The sequence below is a fragment of the Ruegeria sp. BHSA163 genome (genome assembly GCF_059613365.1).
This window is the reverse complement of sequence record NZ_JBXWSJ010000023.1, coordinates 15837-39679: the sequence shown is the minus strand read 5'-3', so window position 1 is coordinate 39679 and position 23843 is coordinate 15837. Positions and strand designations below refer to the sequence as shown.

Sequence of the window (23843 nt, the reverse complement as noted above, 5' to 3'; positions counted from 1 at the left end):
AAAACGTATGGCGACCGTTTCGCCCGCTTCTGATTTCGCGCAGGTTTCGGTTTCGGCCGCGACCCCTGCTAGAACGCGCGATCCAAGGCTGGATTTTTATCGTGGAATCGCGATGTTCATTATCCTGATCGCACATATTCCTAACGACCCTTGGGCCAGATGGATTCCTGCACGATTTGGTTATTCCGATGCGACTGAAATATTTGTTTTCTGTTCGGGCATGGCCTCGGCTATTGCATTTGGCGGTGCGTTCATGCGCAAAGGGTGGTTGCTAGGCACCGCGCGCGTCGCGTTTCGCATCTGGCAGGTTTACTGGGCTCACATCTGTCTGTTTTTCTTTGTTGCCATGTCTATGGCTGCACTGGATCAATCCGGACTGTTTGAAAAGTCTTATGTGTCATCGCTAAACCTGCAGCATTTTTTTAATGACCCGATGCCCCAGATGGTTGGATTGTTCACTCTGACATATGTCCCGAACTATTTTGACATTTTGCCAATGTACCTGGTCGTCCTTGCCATGATGCCTTTGTTCATGGGGCTTTATCGAATTGGTTTTTGGGCCGTAGCCTTAACTTCCGCCACAGTATGGTTGGTGGCGCAATTTGGTGTTCTTGCTTTACCCGCTGAGCCTTGGTCGGATCGCCAATGGTTTTTCAACCCGTTCGGCTGGCAGTTGCTGTTTTTCACCGGTTTTGCCTTCATGCGGGGTTGGATACCCGCACCTCCGGTCTCGAAGACGCTGATTTGGGCATCGGTGGCATTTCTGATCTTGTCGATGCCATTCGGTTCCTGGAAAGTCTTTATGTGGATCGACGGCATCGCCCCTGGTGTGGCGGATAGCATTCGCGATGTTTGGCCGCAAACTAAAGAATTACGCAACAAGACAGACTTTGGCTTGTTCCGCTATATCCATTTCCTTTCATTGGCCTATCTGGGTTGGGTTGCTGCAGGTGAACATGGGCACCGCCTGATCGCCACTGGGCACAGTGCAGGTGCGCGCATCTGGCAATGGCTTATGGCCGTGATCTCCAAGGTCGGGCAGCAATCTCTCGCCGTCTTTGTGTTTTCCATGGCTGCAGCTCGACTTATAGGCGTCGGCTTGGATCAGACTGGGCGGGACGTTGCCAGCGTATTCGCCGCCAACTTGATTGGCTTTGCCATGATCATCGGCGTGGCCTATCTGGCCGCGTGGTTCAAATCACACCCATGGAAATCGAAAAAATGAATTTCACACGTCGCGCATTTCTGGCTTCTAGTACTGCTCTGGCCATGGCTCCGTCAGCGTTCGCCACAGGAGGCGAAGTGCCCTTTGACCGAAGAGATGTCATTGCATTGGCTCGTGATCTGGCTAGTCGCCCTTATGCCGAACGCGAGATGGTCCCGCAAGAGTGGCAGGATCTGACTTATCAACAATACCGTTCAATCCGGTTTCGCCTTGATCGCGCGCTTTGGTACGAGACAGAGACCCCGTTTAACGTCGATTTCTTCACACCGGGCCTCTACTTTCCACGCACCGTAAAGGTCTTGACTGTAGAACGCGGCATGGCTTCCCCGGTTGCATTCGATTTGGACATGTTCGACAAGTCCAAAGATGTGCCGCAATTGCCTGTCGATGACACCCTGGGATTTTCCGGCCTACGCCTGCGCACGGAAATGCACCGCCCCGGCAAGACCGATGAATTCTGTGTATTTCAGGGCGCTAGCTATTTCCGAGCCATTGGCTTGAACGAAGTCTATGGCCTGTCGGCTCGGGGTTTAGCCCTGAAAACAGGAGATCCAGACGGCGAGGAATTTCCTGAATTCATTCGTTTCTGGCTGGAGCGTCCCGAACCCGGGCAGCGAGAGATGGTTGTCCACGCACTATTGGATAGTCCAAGCGTAACCGGAGCATATCGTTTCAAAGTCTCCGCTGGTTCTGATTGTGTTATGGATGTCGAGGCGACACTTTTCCCACGCGAGGAACTGCCCCATGTTGGAATCGCCCCAGGCACATCTATGTTCCTGTTCGATCAGACCAATCACAGCCTGTTCGACGATTTTCGCCCCGCAGTACACGACAGTGACGGCCTGCTTATCCGGAATGGTGCTGGGGAAGTGATTTGGAGGCCTTTGGCCAATCCGGCGCGCCTGCAGATTTCTTCATTCGTAGATCAAAACCCGCTGGGGTTCGGTCTATTGCAAAGAAAAAGGAAATTTTCGGACTATGCCGACCTAGAGGCGCTGTATCACAAGCGACCCAGCTTGTGGGTGGAACCCAAAGGTGATTGGGGCAAGGGTTCCGTAACATTGGTTGAAATCCCTGCGGATCAAGAGATTTATGACAACATCGTAGCCTATTGGCGCCCTGCCCAGCCCTATGCAGCCGGATCACAGGTCGATCTTTCCTACATGCTGGTCTGGGGGGAAGAACCTCAGCGCACCGCAATGCCCCGAGTCATCAACACGGCGATGGGTGAAAACACTTTTGGCGACGGGCGTCTTGCCGTAATCGATTTTGAGGCCAGCGACCTGTTTGAAGACCTCAGTGCGGTCTCGATCTTTGCCAACTCACCCCATGCCAAAACCTCTGATGGGGTACTGCAACGCAACCCAGACACAGGCGGTGTTCGGCTTGCATTCTCGTTCGAACCTGGCGATCGGGACCACGTAGAATTACGTGCGCAGCTACTGGTCGGCAAACAGCCTGCATCCGAAGTCTGGCTGTACAGATGGACTGCATGAATCGCGATTTGCAGATAATGCCGCCAGAAGCACCTCTGGCGATGCCAGCGCAGAATTTCGGCGCTGATTTTCGGGATTCTCACGTTCCTTACGCACCAAATAATCAATTGATAGGGTTTTGGCGGGCTCTCGCCTTTTCGCCAGCAATGGCGGCGACCCTGGCCCTTTTGTGGGTAATGTCCGATTGGTTCGCTGCCGAAGGGATAAACCTGATCGAAGGCATCTTGCTTGCATTGATATCGTTCAACTTCTTTTGGATTTCCTTCACCGTATGCACGGTTTTGCTCGGCATGATTTCCTTGTCGCGACTGGAAATATCTAAACGCGAAGGCCGCCCTGAACCGCTGCGCGTAGCTCTTTTAATGCCGATTTATAATGAGGTTCCTTGGTTTGTTCTGGGCAATGCCCGAACCATGTTGGAAGAGTTGCGCGAACGCAGCGGGCAGCATCACTTTGCGATGTTTATTCTGTCGGACACCCGAGACCCCGAAATCGCGGCACAGGAACAGGCTAGTATCGAAGCACTGCGCACGAGATTGGCGCCTGGGCTAGAACTTTATTACCGTCGGCGCGAACAAAACACCGACCGCAAGGTTGGCAACATTGGCGACTGGGTAAGCCGTTGGGGTGCAGATTGGGATGCAATGCTGGTTTTGGATGCGGACAGCCTGATGACTGGTCGCGCCATTATGCGCTTGACTGACTCATTGGCTCGAGACACCGGCGCTGGTCTGATCCAGAGCTATCCACAGCTGATCGGAGCGCAATCAGTCTTTGCTCGCATGCAGCAATTTGCCAACGGGGTCTACGGCATAGCATTTGCTGAAGGTTTGGCCCGTTGGTGCGGACAAGAAGGCAATTATTGGGGCCACAATGCGATCATACGAACAAAGGCGTTCGCGAATTGCGCCGGCCTGCCAAAGATAAGATCGATCAATGGCCAGGAAAAGCTGATTATGAGCCACGATTTTGTCGAGGCTGGATTGCTGCGGCGCGCAGGTTGGGGCGTTCGGTTTCTACCGCGTATTCGCGGCTCATATGAAGAAACGCCCCCTACCCTTATCGACCATGCAATGCGTGATCGTCGTTGGTGCCAGGGCAATCTGCAGCACCTAAAGCTGCTGGGCTCGACCGGGTTTCGCGCGGTGTCACGCTTCCATATGTTCCACGGAGCCGTTGGCTACCTGATGTCCCCGCTCTGGTTCGCTCTGTTGGTCATGTGGGCCGTTATCGGTCAAGGCAAGGACGCGTCAGTTCTTCATTACTTCAGTCCTGACAACCCGTTATTTCCCCAATGGCCCGAGATGTCTGAAACACGCCACGTTCTGATCATTCTCGTGATGTACGGCATGCTTCTTGCGCCCAAAATCCTCGGTGTCCTCGCTTTGCCATTAAGCGGGGTGCGATACACCGAATTCGGCAGTGGGGTACGATTTGCCGTTTCTTTCGCTTCCGAAGTCGTACTGTCAATCCTTTACGCCCCGATCCTTATGGTGCAGCAAATGATCGCTGTTTTTCGGACAGTTTTGGGCATTCAGCGTGGTTGGTCACCGCAGGTCCGCGACGGCGGTTCTTACAGCCTGCGGACTCTCGCGTTCTGCCATGCATTGGAGACAATCAGCGGTTTGTTCTTAGCCGCAGGAATCGTGGCCGGCCTTGTGTCGGTTTGGTTGGCGCCAATTGCGATAAGCTTGGCGATGGCCATTCCGCTATCTGCGTTCAGCGGTGTTTCCGTGGGCGCCGCCCGCCACATGGTAGGAACACGCGAAGATTTCAAAGAGCCCGCTATTACGCGATCTGCCCGTCAGCACAGAAACGAACTCAAGCGCCTAATCGAAGGAAAACAAACGTTAAACCCGGCTGAATAATCAGCTTCCGGGTAAACCTTCGTACCAATCCAACACCATGTCGGCCCATCCCTGAGGTACATTATGACCGCCGGGGAAAAGAGCAAACTCTAACGCGGCACCATCGGCGCAACCATTCCATTTTCGGAGCATGAACTGGTCAGTTGTTCCAAACCCGCTTGGCTTTGTATCCGCGCATTCGTTGGCCTCGCGCCAGATTTCCAGGCCCACAAAAATATCACCCTGATGGAAGCGGCCTCCGCCCAATATGCGCCCCTCTAATGGAACTACGTTGTCGGTCCAACCATGGGTGTGAAACAATCGCACAGGACCATTGCACTCTTCGGGATGCGGACGCCAAAACCCGCCTGAGACGGGAACATAGGCCGAAAACGTTCCGGGTGCATGGCAAGCCAGGTAATTGACCATGAACCCACCCGCAGAAAATCCGCCCAACAAGACCCGAGTGGTGTCTATTCCGAAACGGTCAGCGGCATCCTGAACCACTTCGGTTAAAAATGCTGTTTCGTCGCGCCCTTCCCAACCGGGAAAAAAATTCCAGCTTTGCCGTCCATTGCGCATTGCACCTTCCGGAGCCATCACCGCATAGCCCCTTTCTAAGAGGGGTTCGACCATGCCCCGATTTTTCATCGTTCCAGTGCCTGTTCCTCCATATCCGTGCAAAAAAACTAATAACGGCGGACTTTCCGCGTCTGGCAGTTCGATCTGATACCCGCCATTTGCGGTCTCACACATCCCTTTTTCTGCGTCGCACGCGGCATTCGCAGAATGTGCCGACAAAGCAATACAAGCCACCAAAAATGGTTTTACTGCCATCAAACATTTTCCTCGTAATTTTTGACCGGCAATCCAGCGCGGACCCATCCTGGCCCGGCAGCAGACCCCAACATGCCCTCGGGCACGTCGATAATCCTGACGAATCCAGCTTCGGTCAGTTTGTTGCTGAGTCGTGCAGAGCGAACCCCGCGTGCACAAATTAGTGCTACAGGTTTGTTTTGATCACCCTCCAAAAGATCGGTCAGTACTTGGGAAAAATCTTCGCGCCGCATATCTAGCGGATACGCGCCCTCGCCGATTCCGGTCGACCGCCACTCCTTTGGTGTCCGAATGTCTAACAACAAAATGTCACCGGATACGGCCCGTTCGTGGGCGTCCGCGACCGCGAGTTGTTCTCCCGGATAATCTTGCGGGGTAAAACGGTATTCGCGAATTGCAATGCCACCGGCAATTGCCGCACCGGTTCCCAGAATAACCCATCTTCGCGTCCGTTTTGTCAATTGCTTCACGCAATAACCTCCTGTCTCGACAAAACGAACTCTACCATATCGCGTTTCCATTTGCCGTCAGAGATTTGCGTCAAACGCATCAAGTTCCCGTCAGAAAAATTTCCTTGTACGCTGCACTGAAGCCTTGCCTTAGAACGCAATGAAAAATTTGCAATATCTGGACAGTCATAAAATTATCCGTACTAATTTGGACCAAACTGACCGCTCAGACCGGAGTATCGCAATTGTCCCTATTCCTTATCGCGGCCCTTCCATTTCTTGGAGCTGTCTTTCCCGCTTTGCTGATCCGCGCGGGACGCAACGCGGCAGCCTCCGCAGCAGGCTTGACGACTTTTTTGGCCTTAATGGGACTTTTGATCCACATTCCAAGCGTTATGCGGGGTGAAATTGTCACCGCCCGGTTCGACTGGATACCGGGGCTGGGTCTCAACGCAAACTTCATGCTGGACGGTTTAGGTTTCCTGTTTGCTTTGTTGATACTTGGGATCGGGCTGCTGATTATTTTGTATGCGCGGTTTTACCTGTCGCGCGAAGACCCGATGGGGCAGTTCTACACTTATCTGCTGCTTTTCCAGGGTGCTATGGTCGGGATCGTTCTTTCCGACAACATCCTTCTTCTGCTTATTTTCTGGGAGCTTACATCGCTAAGTTCATTCTTGCTGATCGGATATTGGAAGCACCTGCCCGAGGGTCGACAGGGTGCTCGGATGGCATTGGCCGTCACAGGTTCAGGTGGTCTCGCGATGATTGCTGGTATGTTGATACTAGGTAACATTGTGGGCTCTTACGACCTCAGCGTTATTTTGCAGAACAAAGAACTCGTTCAGTCCTCGCCCTATTACCTTCCGGCACTGATCCTTATCCTTTTAGGTTGTTTTACGAAATCGGCACAGTTTCCGTTTCATTTTTGGCTTCCGCACGCCATGGCCGCGCCAACCCCCGTTTCGGCCTATCTGCACTCTGCCACTATGGTGAAGGCTGGCCTATTTTTGATGGCAAGGATGTGGCCAGTACTGGCTGGGACCGATGCTTGGTTTTACATCGTTGCGACAACAGGTCTGGTAACGATGCTGATCGGGGCGGTCATTGCACTGTTCAAGGATGACTTGAAGGCGCTGCTGGCGTTCTCGACCGTTTCGCATTTGGGGCTGGTCACAATGCTGCTGGGTTTCGGCACCAAATTTGCCGCTGTAGCAGCCGTGTTTCACATAATAAACCACGCGACCTTCAAGGCTGCACTTTTTATGACTGCCGGGATAGTCGATCACGAAACCGGAACGCGCGATATTAAACGTTTGGGTGGATTACGCCACCTGATGCCAATCACGTTTACAATCGGAACAATCGCGGCACTTTCCATGGCGGGTTTGCCGCCATTGAACGGCTTCCTTTCAAAAGAAATGATGCTTGAGGAAACGGTCCACACAACGTGGCTGAACTCTCACTACCTTGTGCCCGGGCTTGCCCTTTTAGCCGCCTTGTTTTCCGCTGCGTACTCATTCCGGTTCGTCGGTCATGTTTTCTTGGGACCAGAAAGGGACGATTATCCGCATCACCCTCATGACCCTCCGGTCGGATTATGGCTAGCGCCTGCGTTTCTTGTAGTTCTGGTTGTTCTCATCGGATTGTACTCCAACGCCATTGTCGGACCTCTGGTTGCAGTTGTCTCCAGTGCGGTTATTGGCGGAGAAAAACTACCTTATTACTCGCTGAAGCTTTGGCATGGTTTTACCCCGGCACTTTACATGTCGATTGTCGCGGTTCTTGGCGGTCTTTTCCTGTTGTCGCTCTACCGCCGAGCAGACCATCTGTGGAACGTACTACCCCGCCCAGAAGCCAAGACCATCTTTGACGCGGTCATACTCGCGCTGACAAAGCTAAGCCGATGGATCACAGACGAACTGCACAATGGTGTTTTAAGCCGCTACGCGGTCATCTTTGTGATCTTTACTGTTGGGCTTGGAATTTACGCATATTCCAGTGGAACGATCGGAGTTGAGACGCGTGTTCCTCTGCCTGCGCAAACCATTCCAATTATTGGTTGGATTTGCCTTGTTGGTGCAACGCTGGCGATTATGTGGTTCCACCGCAACCGGCTGCTATCGCTGGTTCTTATCGGTGTTGTCGGTCTAATCGTGTCAATGGCGTTTAACTATCTTTCGGCACCAGATTTGGCGCTGACCCAGATCTCGGTCGAAGTTGTCACGATGATCCTGCTGTTGCTGTCGCTGAACTTTCTACCTACCGAAACACCATGGGACAGTACGGCGCCGCGCCGTTGGCGAGATGCCGTAATCTCAGTAGTGGCCGGAATTGGCGCGGGTGGGTTGATTTATGCCCTGATGATGCGCGATTTCGCCTTTCCGACAATTTCGGAATTCCATCTGGCGAACTCTTACAAAGGCGGCGGGGGTACCAATGTGGTCAACGTGATTTTGGTAGATTTCCGGGGTTTTGATACATTTGGCGAAATCATCGTACTGGGTATCGCTGCCCTCATCATTTTTGCGCTCACCGAAGCTGTTCTTAGCACCAACGTGCGCGCCTACCTTTTGAACCGCAAACCGCATTGGCCACAATCCGGGGACTCGCACCCGCTGATGATGGTTGTTGCAACCAGGGTTATGATGCCGATTGCCTTGATGGTTGGTGCTTACATCTTTTTCCGCGGCCACAATCAGCCCGGCGGAGGTTTTATCGCCGGCCTGATCGTGGCGATCGCATTCCTGATGCAATACATGGCCAGCGGCTATACCTGGGCTATAGAGCGCCAAAGGTTCTATTATCACGGAACTATCGGTTGGGGTGTTCTCATTGCTGCTGCCACCGGTCTGGGGGCATGGTTCAATGAACGTCCGTTCCTGACCAGCGACTTTGGTTATATCCACTGGCCACCTCTTGAAGAGTTCGAATGGGCCACCGCAATCTTGTTCGATACCGGTGTTTTCCTGGCAGTTCTTGGTGCCGTTATGTTAGCGCTGGACAGCCTGTCCCGATTTGCGTGGCAACCGGGCATGGCCCAAGAATTTCCGATGGATATCAACCCGCTGCGGGATGATCCGCCGGAAGATGAAAATGAAAAGGAGCAGGCCTGATGGAAGCGCTTGTAGCCTCTGCCGTTGGCGTCATGACTGCCGCTGGTATTTTCCTGATCCTTCGTCGCAGGACTTTTCCGGTTATTCTGGGTCTGTCGCTCATTACGTATGCTGTCAACGTATTCCTGTTCGCTACCGGCAGGCTGGCACTCAATGCGCCAGCGGTTCTAAACAAGTACAAAGATGTCCCGTACACCGATCCACTGCCCCAGGCGCTTGTGCTTACAGCAATCGTGATATCCTTTGGAATGACGGCCGTTATCGTGATGATCGCGTTAAGTGCCTATTTGTCATCAAAAGATGACCACATCGACATGACGGCGCAGGACGTTGTGGATGCGCCGGGAGATGACGCATGAACCACTGGATCGTTGCGCCGATCGTCCTCCCCGCGATCCTGGCCCCATTTATAATTATGGTCCTGCGCTACCACCTTGATCTCCAACGTATATTTTCCGTAGCTGGGGTTGTGGGACTGCTGGGAATCGCGTTGACCATCACGGCCCAGGCAAGTGGCGATGTAATTCAAGTCTACGAGCTGGGAAATTGGCCCGCACCTTTTGGTATTGTCTTAGTATTGGACCGTATGTCCGCCATGATGGTCCTGCTGACAGCACTGCTGGCCCTGCCGATCGTCTTATATGCAATAGCGTCGGGTTGGGATGATAGGGGAAAACACTTCCACTCGCTGTTCCAGTTTCAGCTGATGGGCGTATGCGGTGCTTTCCTGACCGGAGACGCATTCAACCTATTTGTCTTTTTCGAAGTGCTTCTGATCGCATCTTACGGGTTGATGACACATGGCGGCGGCGCGATCCGACTAAAGGCGGGAGTGCAATATGTAGCTTATAACCTGTTGGGTTCGACCCTGTTTCTGTTTGCTCTGGGCACGATATACGCGGTGACGGGAACCCTGAACATGGCGGACCTTGCGGTGCGCGTAGCTGAAATTCCGCCTGAAGATACTGCGCTATTGCGGGTTGGTGCAGTCCTGTTACTGTTGGTGTTCTGTATCAAGGCCGCTGTTCTGCCACTGCATTTCTGGCTTCCTTCCAGCTATGCAAACGCGCCCTTACCAGTCGCGGCTCTTTTTGCGATTATGACCAAAGTCGGCGCATATTCTATCCTTCGGGTGTATACTCTCGTGTTTGGGCCAGAGCTCCCTGTTTCGGAGGGGTTAGCTGGAGAATGGTTGGTGCCAGCAGCGTTGTTGACGCTGGCCGTCGGCACAATCGGTATACTTGGATCACAGCATATTGCACGCATGGTTGCTTTTTGTGCCATCGCGTCGATGGGAACCCTTTTGATCGCCATATCGCTGTTTAATGAGGCCGCAACCGCTGCGGCGCTTTATTACGTCTTCCACTCGACACTGGCGACCGCCTTGTTGTTCCTTGTCGCCGATTTGGTGATGCAACGCCAGACCGGTGCGATCAGACCCGTGGCACCAATGCCGCAAGGCGGGTTGATTGCGGCGCTGTTTTTTGTGGGCGCCATCGCTATGGCCGGAATGCCGCCATTGTCCGGTTTCATTGGCAAGTTGCTGGTGCTTGATGCCACGCGCGATGCTTCCAACACCCATGCTGTATGGGCCGTGATCCTGATCGGATCCTTCGTGACCATTGTGGGCCTCGCCAGAGCCGGGTCATTGATTTTCTGGAAAAGCCATGACGCCCAACACAACACTGAGGCCGACCCAGAAAATCAGGAAGAAATTCCGCATCCGCCTGCACCCGAACCTATGCCCGGTTTGACTTTTTCAGCCGTTTTTGGACTAGTTTTAGGGCTTGTCCTGTTGACCCTTTTTGCGGGTCCTGCGCTTCAATACGCCAGCAACACGGCTGAGCAATTGTTCACGCCCGAAAACTACATTTCGGCTGTATTAGGAGGAGAACAGTGATGAAACTGCTCCGCCGTATATTCCCCCACCCTCACCTGACATTTCTTTTGACGTTGGTTTGGATCCTTTTGGCGAACAAACCTTCGCTGAACTCGCTGGTTTTTGGTTTGATCCTCGGAATTATTATTCCATTCATTACGCAACCCTATTGGCCGGACAGACCGAAACTGCGTAACTGGCCGATGGTGGTAGAGTACATGCTGGTCGTTCTTTGGGATATTGTCATTGCCAACATCACTGTTGCCCGCATCATACTTTTCAAACGCAATGCTGACCGACAACCTAACTGGGTGTCTATCCCGTTGGAATTGCGAACGCCCGAGGCAATCACTGTTCTGGCTGGAACAATTACAATGACGCCCGGCACTGTCAGTTGCGACCTGTCGGCACAAGGTCACAACCTTTTGGTTCATTGTCTTGATAGCCCCGACCCGAATGCGGTTCGTGATCAAATCAAACAACGCTACGAACGCCGCCTAAAGGAGATTTTCGAATGATCACCTATGCGACTTACTTTGCTTTTTCTTGTTTTGGCGCGGCGATCATTTTGTGCCTTTGGCGGATCATCAGCGCCGAGGGTGTTGGCACCCGCGTTCTGGCGCTCGACACTATGGTAATCAATACGATCGCCTTGATAATCCTTTATGGACTCAGGTTGGGCACAGAAATATTTTTCGAGGCTGCCATGATAATCGCAATGCTTGGTTTCGTTTCTACAGTGGCCTACGCGCGGTTTATGCTGCGCGGCAACATTATCGAGTGAGGTTATGATGCAGTTCCTGTTCGAAATCCTCATCTCATTTTTCTTAATCGTTTCAGGTATCTTTGGCTTTGTCGGGTCGTTTGGAATGATAAAACTGAAAGACCCAATGTCCCGTCTGCACGCGCCAACCAAGGCGACAACTCTGGGCGTCGGCGGCGTATTGCTTGCATCTATTTTTCACTCAGGTTTGATCGAAGGACAGCTGTCTTTACACGAATTGCTTATTACCCTGTTTTTGTTCCTTACGGCTCCGATCACGGCCCTGTTTATTGCCAAGTGGCATATACACAGGCATGAAAAGCCCGTCGATCTGCCGGATGCGGGCGAGGATGAACTGTGGGCAACTCATGCGGTTGAACAGGTCGAAGACGTGCCCGAGCACAGCGCGAAGTAACTCCAATGCACACTCCTCCGCTGCCTTTGACCCGTGATTTGGTCTTGATTGGCGGAGGCCATACTCACGCCTTGTTACTGCGAAAGTGGGGTATGAACCCGTTGCCCGGTGTTCGGGTAACAGTAATAAATCCTGGTCCGGCTGCACCTTATTCAGGGATGCTGCCTGGGTTCGTAGCCGGCCATTACGATAGGGTCGAGCTGGATATAGACCTAATTCAACTGGCCAGATTTGCCGGTGCTCGCATTGTGTTAGGGGCTGTGGACGGCATAGACACCGATGAGCGACTGGTTCACGTTCCAGACCGCCCGCCGATAGCATTTGATGTAGCTTCGGTGAATGTCGGGATAACTTCGGAAATGCCGGAATTTCCCGGTTTCGCCGATTACGCTGTTCCGGCCAAACCGCTTGGCCAATTTGCCGCAAATTGGGGTCAGTATTTGGAAGGTGATGGCCCCGCTTCCGTCGCCGTTATTGGCGGTGGCGTTGCCGGGGTCGAACTGGCCATGGCCATGGCCCATGCGCTGAGCGCCAAAGGACGAGAGTCGCGCGTCACATTGATAGATCATGCAAGCGTGCTGAATTCTACTGCCCCTAAAACCACTGCGACTATCCTTCAAAACATGAAAGGGCTTGGGATTGAAGTCGTCGAAAACGCGAAGATCGCAGAGGTTACAAAGGAAGGAATTAAGTTCGTGGATGGCCGAAGCATCCCAGCTGATTTTGTCACTGGAGCCGCAGGTGCTCGACCTTATGATTGGTTGGCCCGAACTGGACTAGCGCTGGATAGCGGATACATCCGCGTCGACGCGCACCTTCAATCGAGTAACACCGCGATTTTCGCGGCTGGCGATTGTGCCCATTTAGCGCATAACCCTCGCCCCAAGGCTGGCGTTTTCGCGGTACGAGAGGCTCCGGTTCTATACAACAACTTACGGGCGGCTCTTGGTTCAGGACGAATGCGTCGTTATAGACCGCAAAAAGACTACCTCAAGTTGATTTCACTTGGCGGCAAGTCAGCGCTGGGCGAACGGTTTGGCACGTCTTTTAGTGGTCCGTTGATGTGGGTTTGGAAAAACCACATCGATCAGAGTTTTATGAACCGGTTCCGAGATTTACCCCAAATGAAGGCTTTGGCCCTTCCAAGGCAACGCGCTGCCGGTCTACGTGAGGCGTTGGGTGACAAACCTATGTGCGGCGGTTGCGGCGCCAAGGTTGGGCGAAATGCTTTGCGGACCTCACTTCGGAACCTGCCACCGCCTAAACGAGAGGACATAACACCCCTGCCCGGCGACGATGCAGCGTTACTGACGACAGGAGGGGTTCACCAAGTCATGACCTCGGATCATCTGCGCGGCTTCGTTCTTGATCCCGTCCTGATGACGCGTATAGCTGCTGTCCATGCTCTGGGTGACATATGGGCTATGGGGGCCGCACCACAGGCTGCGACTGCAACGATTATCCTTCCGCGAATGTCGCCTGATCTGCAGCGCCGCACAATGTCCGAGATTATGGAAACTGCTACCGACGTTATGCGTAACGCAGGGGCAGAAATTGTGGGCGGTCACAGCTCATTGGGTGACGAGATGACAATCGGATTCACCCTAACCGGACTGTGCGACAAAAAGCCGATTACCTTATCTGGGGCACAACCCAATGACGTTTTGATCCTGACCAAACCGTTGGGAAGTGGTGTTCTGATGGCTGCTGAAATGGCGGGTAAGGCCAAAGGTACCTGGATGGCAGAAGCCTACGGATTGATGGCGCAACCACAGGGTGCCGCGTCTGCCATTCTGACCCAAGCAAGTGCTATGACCGATGTAACCGGGTTTGGCCTGGCTGGGCACCTGCAGGGAATATGCGCTGCCGCTAGCTGTGGCGCCACGATAATCCTTGAATCCGTGCCGTTTATGGCCGGTGCCGCTGAACTCAGTGAACAAGGCATACGGTCGACAATATTTCCAGAAAACAGGTTGATCACGCCCGAGCTGCCCGGAGGTAGTAATGCGGATATCTTGTTCGATCCGCAAACCGCAGGCGGATTGCTAGCTGCGGTAAAGGCTGTTGAGGCAGAAGCATTGTTGGACCAGTTGCTGCGGGCTGGGTTTACGGCCGCGATTATCGGGCACCTTAACAGCGCCCCCGGCCTGCGGCTTCAGAGTTGAGCAAGAACTTCTTGAACCCGGCTTGCAGCCGTGGCTAGCCCATTGTTATCCAGTGTGGCCAATTCGATCTTTGCAATTATTTCCGCACGCTGACAGCGGCGTGACTTGGCATATGCCAAATCATAATGCTGCTCCATCAAAGCGAGGGTCAAAGCGTGTTTGTCATTGGACTCGATCATTGCAAGCCAACTGTCTACAACCGAATGACCACGATGGAAGCGCAATGGCGACAACCGATCTCGCAGGCGCTCATGGTCCGAAAGTATATCATCGTAGGTTTTGACCAGATAAGTAGTGCGCAACTCAATAGGGGCCGAAACCAAAATACGCGGTGCGTTGCACAATGCGGTCCAAAATGATGGGGGCAACAACAAATTGCCAATTTTAGAAGATTCTGCCTCGACCACGACAGGTCGATTTTTGTCCATTTCACACAATTTCTTAGCCAGAGCAGATTCAAAGGCCTTTTGGGTTGGTTGCCCACCCGGTCTTTCACCCAATAGAGATCCGCGATGGTTGGCCAGCCCTTCGAGGTCCAGAACTTGTATTCCAAGCGTCTGTAACAATTGCAGGAGTTCTGTTTTGGCGGTCCCTGTATTTCCGTCCAATGCCACGATCCTAAGGGGTAATGGGTCTTGGTATAGGTACTTATTTACAAGGCGTCGGTAGCTTCGATAGCCACCTTCAATGACTTCGGCGCGCCATCCAATCTGCTGCAACATCCATGAAAATGAACCGGAACGTTGCCCGCCCCGCCAGCAATAAACAAGTGGTTTCCATCCACCTTCGTGATGACTGAGGCTATTTTCGATGTGAGCTGCCGCGTTACGGAAGACCATCGCTGCACCAACCTTGCGCGCCAGAAACGGGTTTTGCTGCACATAGATCGTTCCTACCGCGGCCCGTTCTTCGTTATCAAGAACCGGAAGATTGATAGCCTCTGGCAGGTGGTCTTCGGCAAATTCCGCAGGGCTGCGCACGTCGATGACGGCATCGAATGAATGCATATAGAGTTGCGACAGGTCAGAAAATTTCAGGGCCATATCAATCCTCTATCCGGCCAAGGACGAGAAGGAAAGTTGCAGTTAGTCACCTTGGACAGGTTCTATCAATCCCGGTCCCGAAGCACGGTTGGAATTTACTGCGCGTCCGACACGATGGAATTCCAGAATTTCCTCTGCACCCGGACACATAAGTTTTGCAGCTCCTTTCCCGGCCTCCCCCAACCAGAGCGCCCAATCCTCGGGCTCTAGTATCAAAGGCATCCGGTGGTGAATATTGCCGAGTTTTTTGTTCGCCGCTGTCGTAACGATCGCACAGGTTCTCTGCCGTGCGGTTTCAGGCCCCCAATCCTGCCAAACGCCGGCAAAAGCGATGGCCCCGCTGTCGTGGCGGTGGATGTACCATGGTAACCTTTGCCCATCCTCGGATTTAGTCCATTCGTAAAAACCCGTCGCAACAACCAGGCATCGCCTTTCGCGGCAAGCAGCGCGAAAGGCGGGTTTGTCGGCCAAGGTCTCAGCCCGGGCATTGATCAACAATGGCCCAGCAGTTTCTGTTTTGTACCAATGCGGCAGAAACCCCCATCGTAGCGCATCCAGACGACGCGCGCCGTCCGATGAACGCACCACGTGCACCAAGTTCGTTGGACACACATTGAAATTGGGAACATGCGGCAAATCGTTGGCCGGACGTGCGGCGAACAGCTGAGCCATCGCATCGTTCGGAAGTGTTATTGCAAATCTTCCACACATGTTAATGATTTGATAACCATTCTTGTCAGCACGTACGCGGAAAATGCGCCCTATGGCACAACAAACAGCGAAATCCCTAAAGAGCAAAGCGTTAAGTGATCTTAAGTCTGGGAAATTTCCACAGGCAGTGAAAAAGGCGCAGCTTGGTGCCAAGAAATTTCCTAATGATGTGGATTACCACGCAATAGCGGGATTTGCCCTGACACAAATGGAACGTTATCGACAGTCGATTTCGCATTTCGTCGAAGCCGCGCGAATTAAGCCTGAAGACGCACAATTCGCTGAAAATCTGGCAAACGCCTTGATGCAGACGGGTCAAATTCCGCAAGCGCTGACTTACGCGGAAAAGAAGCTCAGGCAATTCCCAAACAATAGCGAGCTAACCAGGGTCATTGACGAGATCGGCATGAAAGGAACCAATAGTCGGCAGATCATCGACTATACGACTCAGCGTTTGACTGCTGAACCTGAAAACCCGGTGTTATACCTGAACCGGGGTCGCGCTTACGGACGCGTCGGTTTTTTAGCACAAAGTTCCGCTGATTATGCTCGCGCATACGAGCTTGCCCCCGACAATACCGAAATCGCCTGTCAAATGGCAATCGATCTGCGTCATTCGGGCGATATCCACGGCAGCACGAAAATGCTCCACGATGTTTTGCAGTCAGATAGCCAGCATGCAAAGACCCTGCATCAATTGGCGACGATGGCCGATCGAGACGAAGCGCAAGAACTGCTGAACAATGTTGAAACGGCCATCGCCGCGCAGCCACACACCGATGTAGACTTGGAGTTCGCCAAGGCCCATTTGATATCCCGTATGGATAGTCTGGCTGCGGCAATGCCCCAGTTCGCGCGCGCCAATACCGCTCAACATCAGGTAAACCCCTACGACCCCGCCGCAGAAGAAGATCAGCTGAACCGCATTCGCAACCTATTCCCAATCGACAATACGCTCCCTGAATCGGATGAAACTTCGACCCCGATGCCCATATTTGTAGTCGGGCAACCTCGCTCGGGTACTACGCTGATGGAAATGATGCTAAGCGTAGTAAATGAAGTTTTCGGCTGCGGCGAGCTGTCTCTGGCTGGGGATTTGTCCCGACCTTTTATTGATGATCAAAAGTCCTTTAATGAACAGGACGCGAAAGCTTTTGCGCGGGATTACTGCAACTTGATGCCGCCACTACCAGATGGCGCAACTGCGTTCATCGACAAGATGCCACACAACTATCAACTTCTTGGTTTCTTGGCGGCCGCCTTTCCAAACGCCAAATTTATCAATATCTTACGCGATCCCCGTGATGTTGGGTTGTCCAAATGGACACGACGATTTCCGGCACTCGGCATGAGGTATTCCTCGAACCTAAGGGCGATTGCCCATTCGGCCAACTTGTATCGCCAATATATGAATCATTGGGATCGGATTTTCGGTGAACGCATCATGGCGATTTCCTACGAAAACCTCGTTGGCAATCCCGAAGCTTACAGCCGAAAAGTGGCTGCCTTTTGCGGAATAGGCTGGACCGAACGCATGATCCACCCAGAAGAAAACACTAAACAGGTGCGAACGGCCAGCGCCGATCGGGTTCGCAGAGCAATTACGACCCGGTCCATTGGTGGTTGGCGCAAAGTCGAAGATCACTTGAAGCCCATGCTGGATGACTTGGACCGTTCACTCTGGCCAGAATACGATTTGAATTGAAATGAAAAAAGGCCGCCCGTGACAGGCGGCCTTAAAAGGTTGAGCCAACTTACTTCTGTTTTATACGTCCATCCAGATAAGGCTGATATGGCGCGTTTTCGGCTAGGTACTCAGCTGTTACGTCGGCAAGGTCGGGGCCAAAATCATAGGCGTTTTTGTCGTCGCCCTCGAACATTTTGTAGCCGTCGCCGCCATTGCGAACGTAATTATTCGTGACAACCAGATAAGTCGCCGCCGGGTCAATCGGCTCAAAGCCATCTCCTTTGGCAACCAACACCTCGACAATTCGGCCTTCGTTTGGGGCAACTGCGGGATCCCAAGTAAAAGTCATTCCAGCGACCTGAGGGAAGCGGCCTTTGACTTCTTCGACTTGGCTAACACCGTTTTCAAGTGCGTCGATTACGCCCTGACCACTTATTTCAAACGTCGAAAGAGTGTTTTGGAATGGCAGTACAGTCAGCACCTCGCCCATAGTCACGTCGCCCGGATCGATCGACGCCCGCAAACCACCTGAGTTGGCGATCGCCAGTTGCACGCCCTGATCGGCCACGCGTGCCAACATCGCGTCTGCCACTAGGTTGCCCATCTCGCATTCCTGAACGCGACAGATCGCACGGTCACCTTCAATGGCGGCCGCCGAATTTGCCACAACCTTGTTTCGGATTTCCTCCAGTGGTTTTGCCAGCTCTGCAATTCGGTCTAGCGCCGCCTGATCCTCTGTCACGGTGTTGTCCATGATCAGAGGCTCACCGCTTGCTTCGATGACGTTTCCATCGTCGTCGAAGGTCACATTTAGCTCGCCCAGGAACTTGCCGTATGCGTAGGCTTGGACAATTTGAACACCGTTCACAACGGTGGGGTAAGGGCCAACTGCCTTATCGGATACGTTAGACAGGTAAGTGTTCGAATGTCCGCCCACAATCACATCGACACCAGTCGTCTCTTGCGCAACGCGCTGGTCAACTCCGTAGCCGGAATGACTTAGAACGATGATCTTATTTACGCCCTCAGCAGTCAGTTTTTCGACTTCGGCTTGAACGGCGGGCACAGGATCAGAAAAAGTGATATTCGGACCGGGCGAGGCCAGATCGTGCGTATCTTCGGGGGTAAGGCCAACCAAACCAATCTTTTCACCGCCAATTTCAATAACGGTCGATTTCTTTATTTTGTCCGTTAGCAGCTCTTCATCCTTAATGTCCGCGTTCGACATCAATACTGGAAAATCTACTGAATCGATGAACCCACGAAGAACTTCGGGCCCGTCGTCGAATTCGTGATTGCCAACCGTCATCGCGTCGTAACCAAGTTTGTTCATGAACTCGGCTGCAACCTTTCCCTTGTAATATGTGTAGAACAACGAACCTTGAAATTGGTCGCCGCCATCCACAAGAATAGAGTTGTCGGCACGATCGCGCGCTTCTTTCACCGCAGTCACCAAACGTGCCGAGCCGCCAAAGCATTTGCCCTCGGCGTTGTCTTCCTCTCCGCAGCCACTGTCATATTTGTTGATCGGCTCGAAACGAGCATGAAAGTCATTGGTGTGCAGAATCGTCAGTTTATAATCTGCTGCCGCCACCCCTGCGGTTAGACCGAAAACTGCGGCTGTAGCCAGAAATCTGGTAAGCATTGAGAAACTCCCTGTTATTGATTGCCAAGATCGTGCGACGTCAGCGGTAAAGAGTCAAAGGGGGAAATCCGTCTTGATTCCGCGCTTTGACCCGGGCATCACAGGGCCATGCTTATTTACAAGATTTTTAGGGCTGAAGAATGGGCAAAGCTGCAGGCGGATGGAGCGACCGACGGCGCACCGATTGATGTCTCGGACGGATATGTCCATTTCTCGACCGCCGAGCAGGCCGCTGAAACCGCAGCTAAGCATTTCTCGGGGGTCGAGGGATTAACGCTGTTAGCCTGCGATCCAGATTCCATGGGCAGCGATCTGACGTGGGAACCGTCACGTGGCGGGGCGCTGTTTCCGCATCTATACCGCCAGATTCGAATGACCGATGTGATATGGTCGCGTCCCCTGCCACTTGAAGGCCAGGCGCATGTGTTTCCAGAGGAAATGAAATGACGGGTTTCGTTGATCCCGAGCGCAAACAATTCGAAGCATTCAAAGCACTCGATCGCGATCATCCAATCGAGATGCTGAACCTTGTTCGTTTTCGGGCCAATGCAGTTTATCCCAAAGGTCATACGCTTGCTGACGCGAGGCTGACCGGGGCCGAGGCATATCATCGCTATGGTTTAGAAACCGCTCCGATTATCGCGCGATTGGGGGCGACAATCCTGTGGCGAGGAACTTTTCAGACAACGTTAATAGGCCCAGGCAACGAGTCTTGGGATGAGGTTTTCATTGCCCGTTACCCCACAGCACACGTTTTTCTGCAGATGGTAACTGACCCAGACTATCAAAAAGCGGTAGTGCACAGGCAAGCTGCCGTGGATACTTCGCGGTTGATCCGCTGCGCGCCCAGTCAGAGTGGAACTTCGTTCGGATGAAACTGACCGAGAAACTTGGGCTTTCCGCGCTGCATATGTTGGATCCGGAAACGGCCCATGGGCTATCCATCAAAGCGTTAAAATCCGGACTGGCGCCTATGCCCGGCCCGGTTACGTCTCCGCGCCTTTGCACACGGGTTGCGGGCTTGGACCTTCCCAACCCAGTGGGTCTGGCCGCCGGATTTGACAAAAATGCTGAGGCATTAGGCCCACTTTCGCGCGTAGGATTCGGATTTATCGAGGTCGGGGCAGCCACTCCCCGCCCCCAATCAGGCAACCCCAAACCGCGCCTTTTCCGATTGACCGAGGATGCGGCGGCCATCAATCGATTTGGCTTCAACAACGAGGGGATGGAGATCATATCGCAGCGTTTGGCCAACCGTCCGTCAGATGCCGTGATCGGTTTGAACCTAGGCGCAAACAAGGATAGCGATGACAGGCCTGCAGACTTTTCCAAAGTGCTGTTGCATTGCGCAAAACATCTTGATTTCGCTACAGTAAACGTGTCTTCGCCTAACACAGAGAAACTGCGCGACCTGCAAGGCAAAGCCGCGCTCAGCGCCTTGCTGAATAACGTAATAGAAACGCGTGACGAACTGCCTCGCGCCTTGCCGATATTTCTGAAAATTGCACCAGACCTTACCGATAACGAGTTGCAAGACATCGCGGACGTTGCCCAGGAAACCGGTGTAGACGCAGTGATCGCCACCAACACCACTCTGTCGAGAGACGGTTTGCAAAGTGCACACAAACATCAGGCCGGCGGCCTGTCAGGCGCACCTTTGTTCGAAAAATCCACCCGCGTCCTGGCTAGACTAAGTGAACTGACTGAGGGGAATATCCCTCTGATCGGCGTCGGCGGCATCAGCACTGCACAACAAGCCTATGACAAAATATGTGCGGGCGCGTCGGCTGTGCAGTTCTACACTGCGATGGTATTCGGCGGAATTTCACTAGCTGCAGAAATTGCGATCGGCCTGGATAAGTTGTTGGAACGTGACGGCTTTGAAAACGTGGCGTATGCGGTTGGAACAAAAAGAAAGGATTGGCTTTGATCGAATATTGGCACAACCCGCGCTGCTCTAAGTCACGCATCGGATTGGCATTGTTGGAGGAGAAAGGCGCAGTCCTCAACATTCGTAAATATCTCGAAGATACGCCGACCGAAGACGAGTTGCGAGATGTTCTAGAAAAACTCGACCTACCTGTCATCAGAATGGTCCGCACCGGTGAAAGACTGTTTAAAGAGGTCGGGCTAGCTAAAACTACGACGGATGCAGAGCTGATCCGAGCCATGGTTGACAACCCAATCTTGATCGAACGCCCAGTAGGAATTTCCGGAGATACAGCAGTCATCGGACGCCCTCCTGAAAACTTGCTGGCTCTGCTTTAGCCGATCTGCGCCTCAAGCCGCGGATAGCGCCAGCCCAATGTAACACCGCGCACAATGTTCAGAACCATAAGTGCCGCCCAAAGGCCATGGTTTCCAAATGCCGGAACCAAGATCGCCAAGGCAATCACATAAACGGAAACCGATTGGATCATAGCGTTTCGCATCTCGCGCGTCCAAGTCGCGCCGATGTAAATGCCATCGAACATCCAACTGGCCACACCGATGATCGGTGCAAGGGCCGCCCAAAACAGAAATTCGCGACCCGCTTCACGTACTTCTGGAGATGTCGCCATAAGATCGATCAGGGCAGGCCCGGCCAGAAAAAACACAAGCCCCAAGACAACCGCGCCACCCAAACCCCACTGAGAAGCCATCATTGACGCCTGTCGGACGCGTGCGCGATCACCTGCGCCAACCGCTCCACCCACCAACGCCTCAGCAGAAAAAGCGAAGCCGTCCAATGCAAACGCTGTGATTTCAAGAAATTGAAGCAGAACTTGATTTGCGGCGAGGTTCACGTCTCCCAGATCAGACCCAACGAACATAAACGTAGTGAATGCACCGGTCAACAACACCGATCGCACCATTATGTTACCATTGACTTGCATCATGCGGCGCAGGCGTGAGGCGTCAAATATACGCGGCCAATCTCGCCATTGGTTACCGCCGAAAGCGTCACCGCAAAGCCAAAGCCCGAGGGCCAGCCCTGTCCATTCCGCAATCAGGGTGGCAACTGCGACCCCTTCAACACCCCAACCCAATCCAAGGACGAACCAAAGGTCCAAAAGAATGTTCAGACCATTCATCCAGACTTGCAGTAAGAACACGCCCCGAGTCCGCTCAATGGCGATCAACCATCCGGTAATTGCATACAGCGCGATAGTTGCCGGCGCCCCCCAGATTCGTATCTGCAAGTAATCACGGGTCAGCATCTCCACCTCTGGGCTGGCCGGAGATAAGGCAAACGCGCCTAAAAACACCCAAACCTGAATGATGATAAAGAAAAAGCCTGCAACTCCGCCCAACAGAAGGCCGCGCATCAGCAAGGCTCCGGTTTCCGCAGTATCACCCGCGCCTCTGGCTTGCGCGGCCAGACCCGTCGTGCCCATGCGCAGAAAACCGAATATCCAGTAAATCGACGCCAGGATTACTGCGCCCATACCCACGGCTCCGATCGGCGCGGCCTGCCCCATCTGTCCCACCACGCCTGTGTCAACCGCCCCTAGTATTGGAACCGTGGCGTTGGACAGAACAATCGGCGCCGCGATCTTTAACACCCGCCGATGCGTAATAGGCGCTGCTGCGTCCTCCATCACCGGGGCTGGGTCTCTGGGTCCTGCGGCATCAGGAAATGTCCTGTTCCCTGCGCAAACAACTTGGCATGGTTGTCCTGCCACGCCTCGACCCGGACCGATGCATATCTGCGCCCAGACCGATTGATAAAGGCCCGCGCATACGCATCGCGCGGTAAGCCCGAACGCAAGTAATCAACCGTGAAATCAATTGTTTTGGGAAACCGGATCCTCTCATCAGTCACAATGTCATTAGCGTCGATTTCGCCAGTTTCGATTTTGGGGAACATGTTTTCCCAGCTCAGGGTGATTACAGCTGTCACTTCGAGAAATGCCGCCGTAACGCCGCCATGCAAGGCAGGCAAAAACGGATTTCCGATCAACTTCTCATCGTAATTCAAAATGCCGGTCAGTTCGTCCCCGCGCCGGTCAAAACCGATGTTGAGGAAACGAATATACGGCACGCCTTCGACCAGCGCCGTTAACGCGGCATCACGGCGTTGTTTGACCACTTGCATGGGTTCGGGACGAGGACGCGCCATTCACCGACCCTCCACGGTAAAGGCGCCCGATGCGGTAGCAACAGGTCGGTCAGCGTCATCGTCAGTTGCGGTTGCCCGCACAAAAGCAACGTTGCGGGTAATGTGATAGCAAGTTGCACGCGTCCGAATGCTCTGCCCCGGCGTCGCCGCGCGCATGTAGTCAATGCGCAGGTCAATCGTAGCCGTGCCTCCCGGGGTCGATGGGTGGCTCATGACTGCTGCACCGCAACATGTATCCAGCATGGTCGAAACTGCCCCGCCATGAATGACACCTGTTCGCGGGTCTCCGATCAATTGTTCATTATAAGGCATGGAAATCTCGGCCTCGCCTTCGCCGATATGGGTTAAATCTAGGCCCAGCGCTTTGGCATGGGGAATGGCCTCGATAAATTGGCGCGCTAATTCTGTCTTATTGACCATAGTGTTGCGTCCCGTACTGTGCACGCCCTTTATGAGCCGCAGG

Annotated in this window: 23 protein-coding genes; 15 read left to right on the top strand and 8 right to left on the bottom strand. The window is 53.3% G+C overall.

Translation table 11 applies throughout. The features are described from left to right. Positions 1-7: 7 nt before the first annotated feature. From AC2FNV_RS12380 to mdoH, 3 genes are read left to right on the top strand one after another with little or no spacing between them, the layout of a single operon-like run. A complete protein-coding gene (locus AC2FNV_RS12380) occupies positions 8-1225 on the top strand; it encodes an OpgC family protein (RefSeq protein ID WP_170605073.1) in 1218 nt (405 codons plus the stop codon). Continuing rightward, positions 1222-2721: an OpgD/OpgG family glucan biosynthesis protein gene (locus AC2FNV_RS12375; protein ID WP_170605071.1), complete on the top strand. Its 1500-nt coding sequence runs from the start codon at positions 1222-1224 to the stop codon at positions 2719-2721. Before AC2FNV_RS12380 ends, AC2FNV_RS12375 begins: the two co-directional genes overlap by 4 nt. After that, positions 2718-4589 carry a glucans biosynthesis glucosyltransferase MdoH gene (mdoH, locus tag AC2FNV_RS12370; RefSeq protein ID WP_170605069.1) on the top strand — a complete coding sequence of 624 codons (1872 nt, stop codon included), beginning with the start codon at positions 2718-2720 and terminating at the stop codon, positions 4587-4589. Before AC2FNV_RS12375 ends, mdoH begins: the two co-directional genes overlap by 4 nt. On the opposite strand, the gene AC2FNV_RS12365 is transcribed toward mdoH, so the two are convergent. Both AC2FNV_RS12365 and AC2FNV_RS12360 read right to left on the bottom strand, forming a co-directional pair. Then, complete coding sequence (locus tag AC2FNV_RS12365; RefSeq protein ID WP_170605067.1) at positions 4590-5405, bottom strand: CE1 family esterase; 816 nt, start codon at positions 5403-5405, stop codon at positions 4590-4592. Then, positions 5405-5875, bottom strand: a complete 471-nt coding sequence (locus AC2FNV_RS12360; protein WP_367648121.1) for a rhodanese-like domain-containing protein — start codon at positions 5873-5875, stop codon at positions 5405-5407. Before AC2FNV_RS12360 ends, AC2FNV_RS12365 begins: the two co-directional genes overlap by 1 nt. 224 nt (positions 5876-6099) lie before the next feature. On the opposite strand from AC2FNV_RS12360, the gene AC2FNV_RS12355 reads away from it, so the two are divergent. Genes AC2FNV_RS12355 through selD form a run of 7 tightly spaced genes read left to right on the top strand, consistent with a single transcriptional unit; the run spans position 6100 to position 14192 of the window. Beyond that, positions 6100-8970: a monovalent cation/H+ antiporter subunit A gene (locus AC2FNV_RS12355; RefSeq protein WP_496773436.1), complete on the top strand. Its 2871-nt coding sequence runs from the start codon at positions 6100-6102 to the stop codon at positions 8968-8970. Further along, on the top strand, positions 8970-9329 hold the full coding sequence (locus tag AC2FNV_RS12350; RefSeq protein ID WP_170472998.1) for a Na+/H+ antiporter subunit C: 360 nt from the start codon (positions 8970-8972) through the stop codon (positions 9327-9329). The genes AC2FNV_RS12355 and AC2FNV_RS12350 overlap by 1 nt, the downstream gene beginning before the upstream one ends. Beyond that, positions 9326-10870 carry a monovalent cation/H+ antiporter subunit D gene (locus AC2FNV_RS12345; protein WP_170605061.1) on the top strand — a complete coding sequence of 515 codons (1545 nt, stop codon included), beginning with the start codon at positions 9326-9328 and terminating at the stop codon, positions 10868-10870. Before AC2FNV_RS12350 ends, AC2FNV_RS12345 begins: the two co-directional genes overlap by 4 nt. Further along, complete coding sequence (locus tag AC2FNV_RS12340) at positions 10870-11367, top strand: Na+/H+ antiporter subunit E (protein WP_170473002.1); 498 nt, start codon at positions 10870-10872, stop codon at positions 11365-11367. The genes AC2FNV_RS12345 and AC2FNV_RS12340 overlap by 1 nt, the downstream gene beginning before the upstream one ends. Beyond that, the gene (locus AC2FNV_RS12335) at positions 11364-11633 is read left to right on the top strand and encodes a K+/H+ antiporter subunit F (protein WP_170473003.1); all 270 of its coding nucleotides are present in this window, start codon (positions 11364-11366) and stop codon (positions 11631-11633) included. Before AC2FNV_RS12340 ends, AC2FNV_RS12335 begins: the two co-directional genes overlap by 4 nt. Positions 11634-11640: 7 nt before the next feature. Beyond that, positions 11641-12027, top strand: a complete 387-nt coding sequence (locus AC2FNV_RS12330) for a Na+/H+ antiporter subunit G (RefSeq protein ID WP_170605059.1) — start codon at positions 11641-11643, stop codon at positions 12025-12027. A 5-nt stretch (positions 12028-12032) separates the two neighbouring features. Next, positions 12033-14192, top strand: a complete 2160-nt coding sequence (gene selD, locus AC2FNV_RS12325; RefSeq protein ID WP_170605057.1) for a selenide, water dikinase SelD — start codon at positions 12033-12035, stop codon at positions 14190-14192. Here selD and mnmH read toward each other — a convergent pair. Continuing rightward, complete coding sequence (gene mnmH / locus AC2FNV_RS12320; protein ID WP_170605055.1) at positions 14183-15235, bottom strand: tRNA 2-selenouridine(34) synthase MnmH; 1053 nt, start codon at positions 15233-15235, stop codon at positions 14183-14185. The genes selD and mnmH overlap by 10 nt on opposite strands. Positions 15236-15277: 42 nt before the next feature. Further along, positions 15278-15946: an SOS response-associated peptidase gene (locus tag AC2FNV_RS12315; protein WP_170473011.1), complete on the bottom strand. Its 669-nt coding sequence runs from the start codon at positions 15944-15946 to the stop codon at positions 15278-15280. A 52-nt stretch (positions 15947-15998) separates the two neighbouring features. Here AC2FNV_RS12315 and AC2FNV_RS12310 point away from each other — a divergent pair, with 52 nt between their 5' ends. Continuing rightward, positions 15999-17651, top strand: a complete 1653-nt coding sequence (locus tag AC2FNV_RS12310) for a tetratricopeptide repeat-containing sulfotransferase family protein (RefSeq protein ID WP_170605053.1) — start codon at positions 15999-16001, stop codon at positions 17649-17651. Between the two features lie 49 nt (positions 17652-17700). Here the strand turns inward: AC2FNV_RS12310 and AC2FNV_RS12305 are convergent, their stop codons facing one another. Next, positions 17701-19278: a bifunctional metallophosphatase/5'-nucleotidase gene (locus AC2FNV_RS12305; protein ID WP_170605051.1), complete on the bottom strand. Its 1578-nt coding sequence runs from the start codon at positions 19276-19278 to the stop codon at positions 17701-17703. 108 nt (positions 19279-19386) lie between these two features. Between AC2FNV_RS12305 and AC2FNV_RS12300 the strand changes: the two genes are divergently transcribed. From AC2FNV_RS12300 to arsC, 4 genes are read left to right on the top strand one after another with little or no spacing between them, the layout of a single operon-like run. Continuing rightward, a complete protein-coding gene (locus AC2FNV_RS12300; RefSeq protein ID WP_170605050.1) occupies positions 19387-19725 on the top strand; it encodes a DUF952 domain-containing protein in 339 nt (112 codons plus the stop codon). Further along, positions 19722-20153 carry a DUF1330 domain-containing protein gene (locus tag AC2FNV_RS12295; RefSeq protein WP_170473023.1) on the top strand — a complete coding sequence of 144 codons (432 nt, stop codon included), beginning with the start codon at positions 19722-19724 and terminating at the stop codon, positions 20151-20153. Before AC2FNV_RS12300 ends, AC2FNV_RS12295 begins: the two co-directional genes overlap by 4 nt. Continuing rightward, positions 20150-21208, top strand: a complete 1059-nt coding sequence (locus AC2FNV_RS12290; protein WP_170605048.1) for a quinone-dependent dihydroorotate dehydrogenase — start codon at positions 20150-20152, stop codon at positions 21206-21208. Before AC2FNV_RS12295 ends, AC2FNV_RS12290 begins: the two co-directional genes overlap by 4 nt. Then, positions 21205-21546 (top strand): arsenate reductase (glutaredoxin), encoded by a 342-nt coding sequence (gene arsC, locus AC2FNV_RS12285; RefSeq protein ID WP_170605316.1) that lies wholly within the window; start codon positions 21205-21207, stop codon positions 21544-21546. The genes AC2FNV_RS12290 and arsC overlap by 4 nt, the downstream gene beginning before the upstream one ends. Here arsC and AC2FNV_RS12280 read toward each other — a convergent pair. The 3 genes from AC2FNV_RS12280 to AC2FNV_RS12270 are packed head-to-tail and all read right to left on the bottom strand — an operon-like array spanning position 21543 to position 23800. Further along, positions 21543-22859 carry an MATE family efflux transporter gene (locus AC2FNV_RS12280; RefSeq protein ID WP_170610481.1) on the bottom strand — a complete coding sequence of 439 codons (1317 nt, stop codon included), beginning with the start codon at positions 22857-22859 and terminating at the stop codon, positions 21543-21545. The genes arsC and AC2FNV_RS12280 overlap by 4 nt on opposite strands. Further along, positions 22859-23380, bottom strand: a complete 522-nt coding sequence (locus tag AC2FNV_RS12275) for a PaaI family thioesterase (protein ID WP_170605044.1) — start codon at positions 23378-23380, stop codon at positions 22859-22861. The genes AC2FNV_RS12280 and AC2FNV_RS12275 overlap by 1 nt, the downstream gene beginning before the upstream one ends. Next, positions 23381-23800 carry a PaaI family thioesterase gene (locus AC2FNV_RS12270; protein ID WP_170473031.1) on the bottom strand — a complete coding sequence of 140 codons (420 nt, stop codon included), beginning with the start codon at positions 23798-23800 and terminating at the stop codon, positions 23381-23383. Between the last annotated feature and the right edge of the window lie 43 nt (positions 23801-23843).

Excerpts from the sequence above, each read along its gene's own strand:
- AC2FNV_RS12380 (WP_170605073.1), top strand. The coding sequence starts at position 8 with ATGGCGACCGTTTCGCCCGCTTCTGATTTCGCGCAGGTTTCGGTTTCG.
- AC2FNV_RS12375 (WP_170605071.1), top strand. The coding sequence starts at position 1,222 with ATGAATTTCACACGTCGCGCATTTCTGGCTTCTAGTACTGCTCTGGCC.
- mdoH (WP_170605069.1), top strand. The coding sequence starts at position 2,718 with ATGAATCGCGATTTGCAGATAATGCCGCCAGAAGCACCTCTGGCGATG.
- AC2FNV_RS12365 (WP_170605067.1), bottom strand. The coding sequence starts at position 5,405 with ATGGCAGTAAAACCATTTTTGGTGGCTTGTATTGCTTTGTCGGCACAT.
- AC2FNV_RS12350 (WP_170472998.1), top strand. The coding sequence starts at position 8,970 with ATGGAAGCGCTTGTAGCCTCTGCCGTTGGCGTCATGACTGCCGCTGGT.
- AC2FNV_RS12345 (WP_170605061.1), top strand. The coding sequence starts at position 9,326 with ATGAACCACTGGATCGTTGCGCCGATCGTCCTCCCCGCGATCCTGGCC.
- AC2FNV_RS12340 (WP_170473002.1), top strand. The coding sequence starts at position 10,870 with ATGAAACTGCTCCGCCGTATATTCCCCCACCCTCACCTGACATTTCTT.
- AC2FNV_RS12335 (WP_170473003.1), top strand. The coding sequence starts at position 11,364 with ATGATCACCTATGCGACTTACTTTGCTTTTTCTTGTTTTGGCGCGGCG.
- AC2FNV_RS12330 (WP_170605059.1), top strand. The coding sequence starts at position 11,641 with ATGCAGTTCCTGTTCGAAATCCTCATCTCATTTTTCTTAATCGTTTCA.
- selD (WP_170605057.1), top strand. The coding sequence starts at position 12,033 with ATGCACACTCCTCCGCTGCCTTTGACCCGTGATTTGGTCTTGATTGGC.
- mnmH (WP_170605055.1), bottom strand. The coding sequence starts at position 15,235 with ATGGCCCTGAAATTTTCTGACCTGTCGCAACTCTATATGCATTCATTC.
- AC2FNV_RS12315 (WP_170473011.1), bottom strand. The coding sequence starts at position 15,946 with ATGTGTGGAAGATTTGCAATAACACTTCCGAACGATGCGATGGCTCAG.
- AC2FNV_RS12310 (WP_170605053.1), top strand. The coding sequence starts at position 15,999 with ATGGCACAACAAACAGCGAAATCCCTAAAGAGCAAAGCGTTAAGTGAT.
- AC2FNV_RS12305 (WP_170605051.1), bottom strand. The coding sequence starts at position 19,278 with ATGCTTACCAGATTTCTGGCTACAGCCGCAGTTTTCGGTCTAACCGCA.
- AC2FNV_RS12300 (WP_170605050.1), top strand. The coding sequence starts at position 19,387 with ATGCTTATTTACAAGATTTTTAGGGCTGAAGAATGGGCAAAGCTGCAG.
- AC2FNV_RS12295 (WP_170473023.1), top strand. The coding sequence starts at position 19,722 with ATGACGGGTTTCGTTGATCCCGAGCGCAAACAATTCGAAGCATTCAAA.
- AC2FNV_RS12290 (WP_170605048.1), top strand. The coding sequence starts at position 20,150 with ATGAAACTGACCGAGAAACTTGGGCTTTCCGCGCTGCATATGTTGGAT.
- AC2FNV_RS12280 (WP_170610481.1), bottom strand. The coding sequence starts at position 22,859 with ATGGAGGACGCAGCAGCGCCTATTACGCATCGGCGGGTGTTAAAGATC.
- AC2FNV_RS12275 (WP_170605044.1), bottom strand. The coding sequence starts at position 23,380 with ATGGCGCGTCCTCGTCCCGAACCCATGCAAGTGGTCAAACAACGCCGT.
- AC2FNV_RS12270 (WP_170473031.1), bottom strand. The coding sequence starts at position 23,800 with ATGGTCAATAAGACAGAATTAGCGCGCCAATTTATCGAGGCCATTCCC.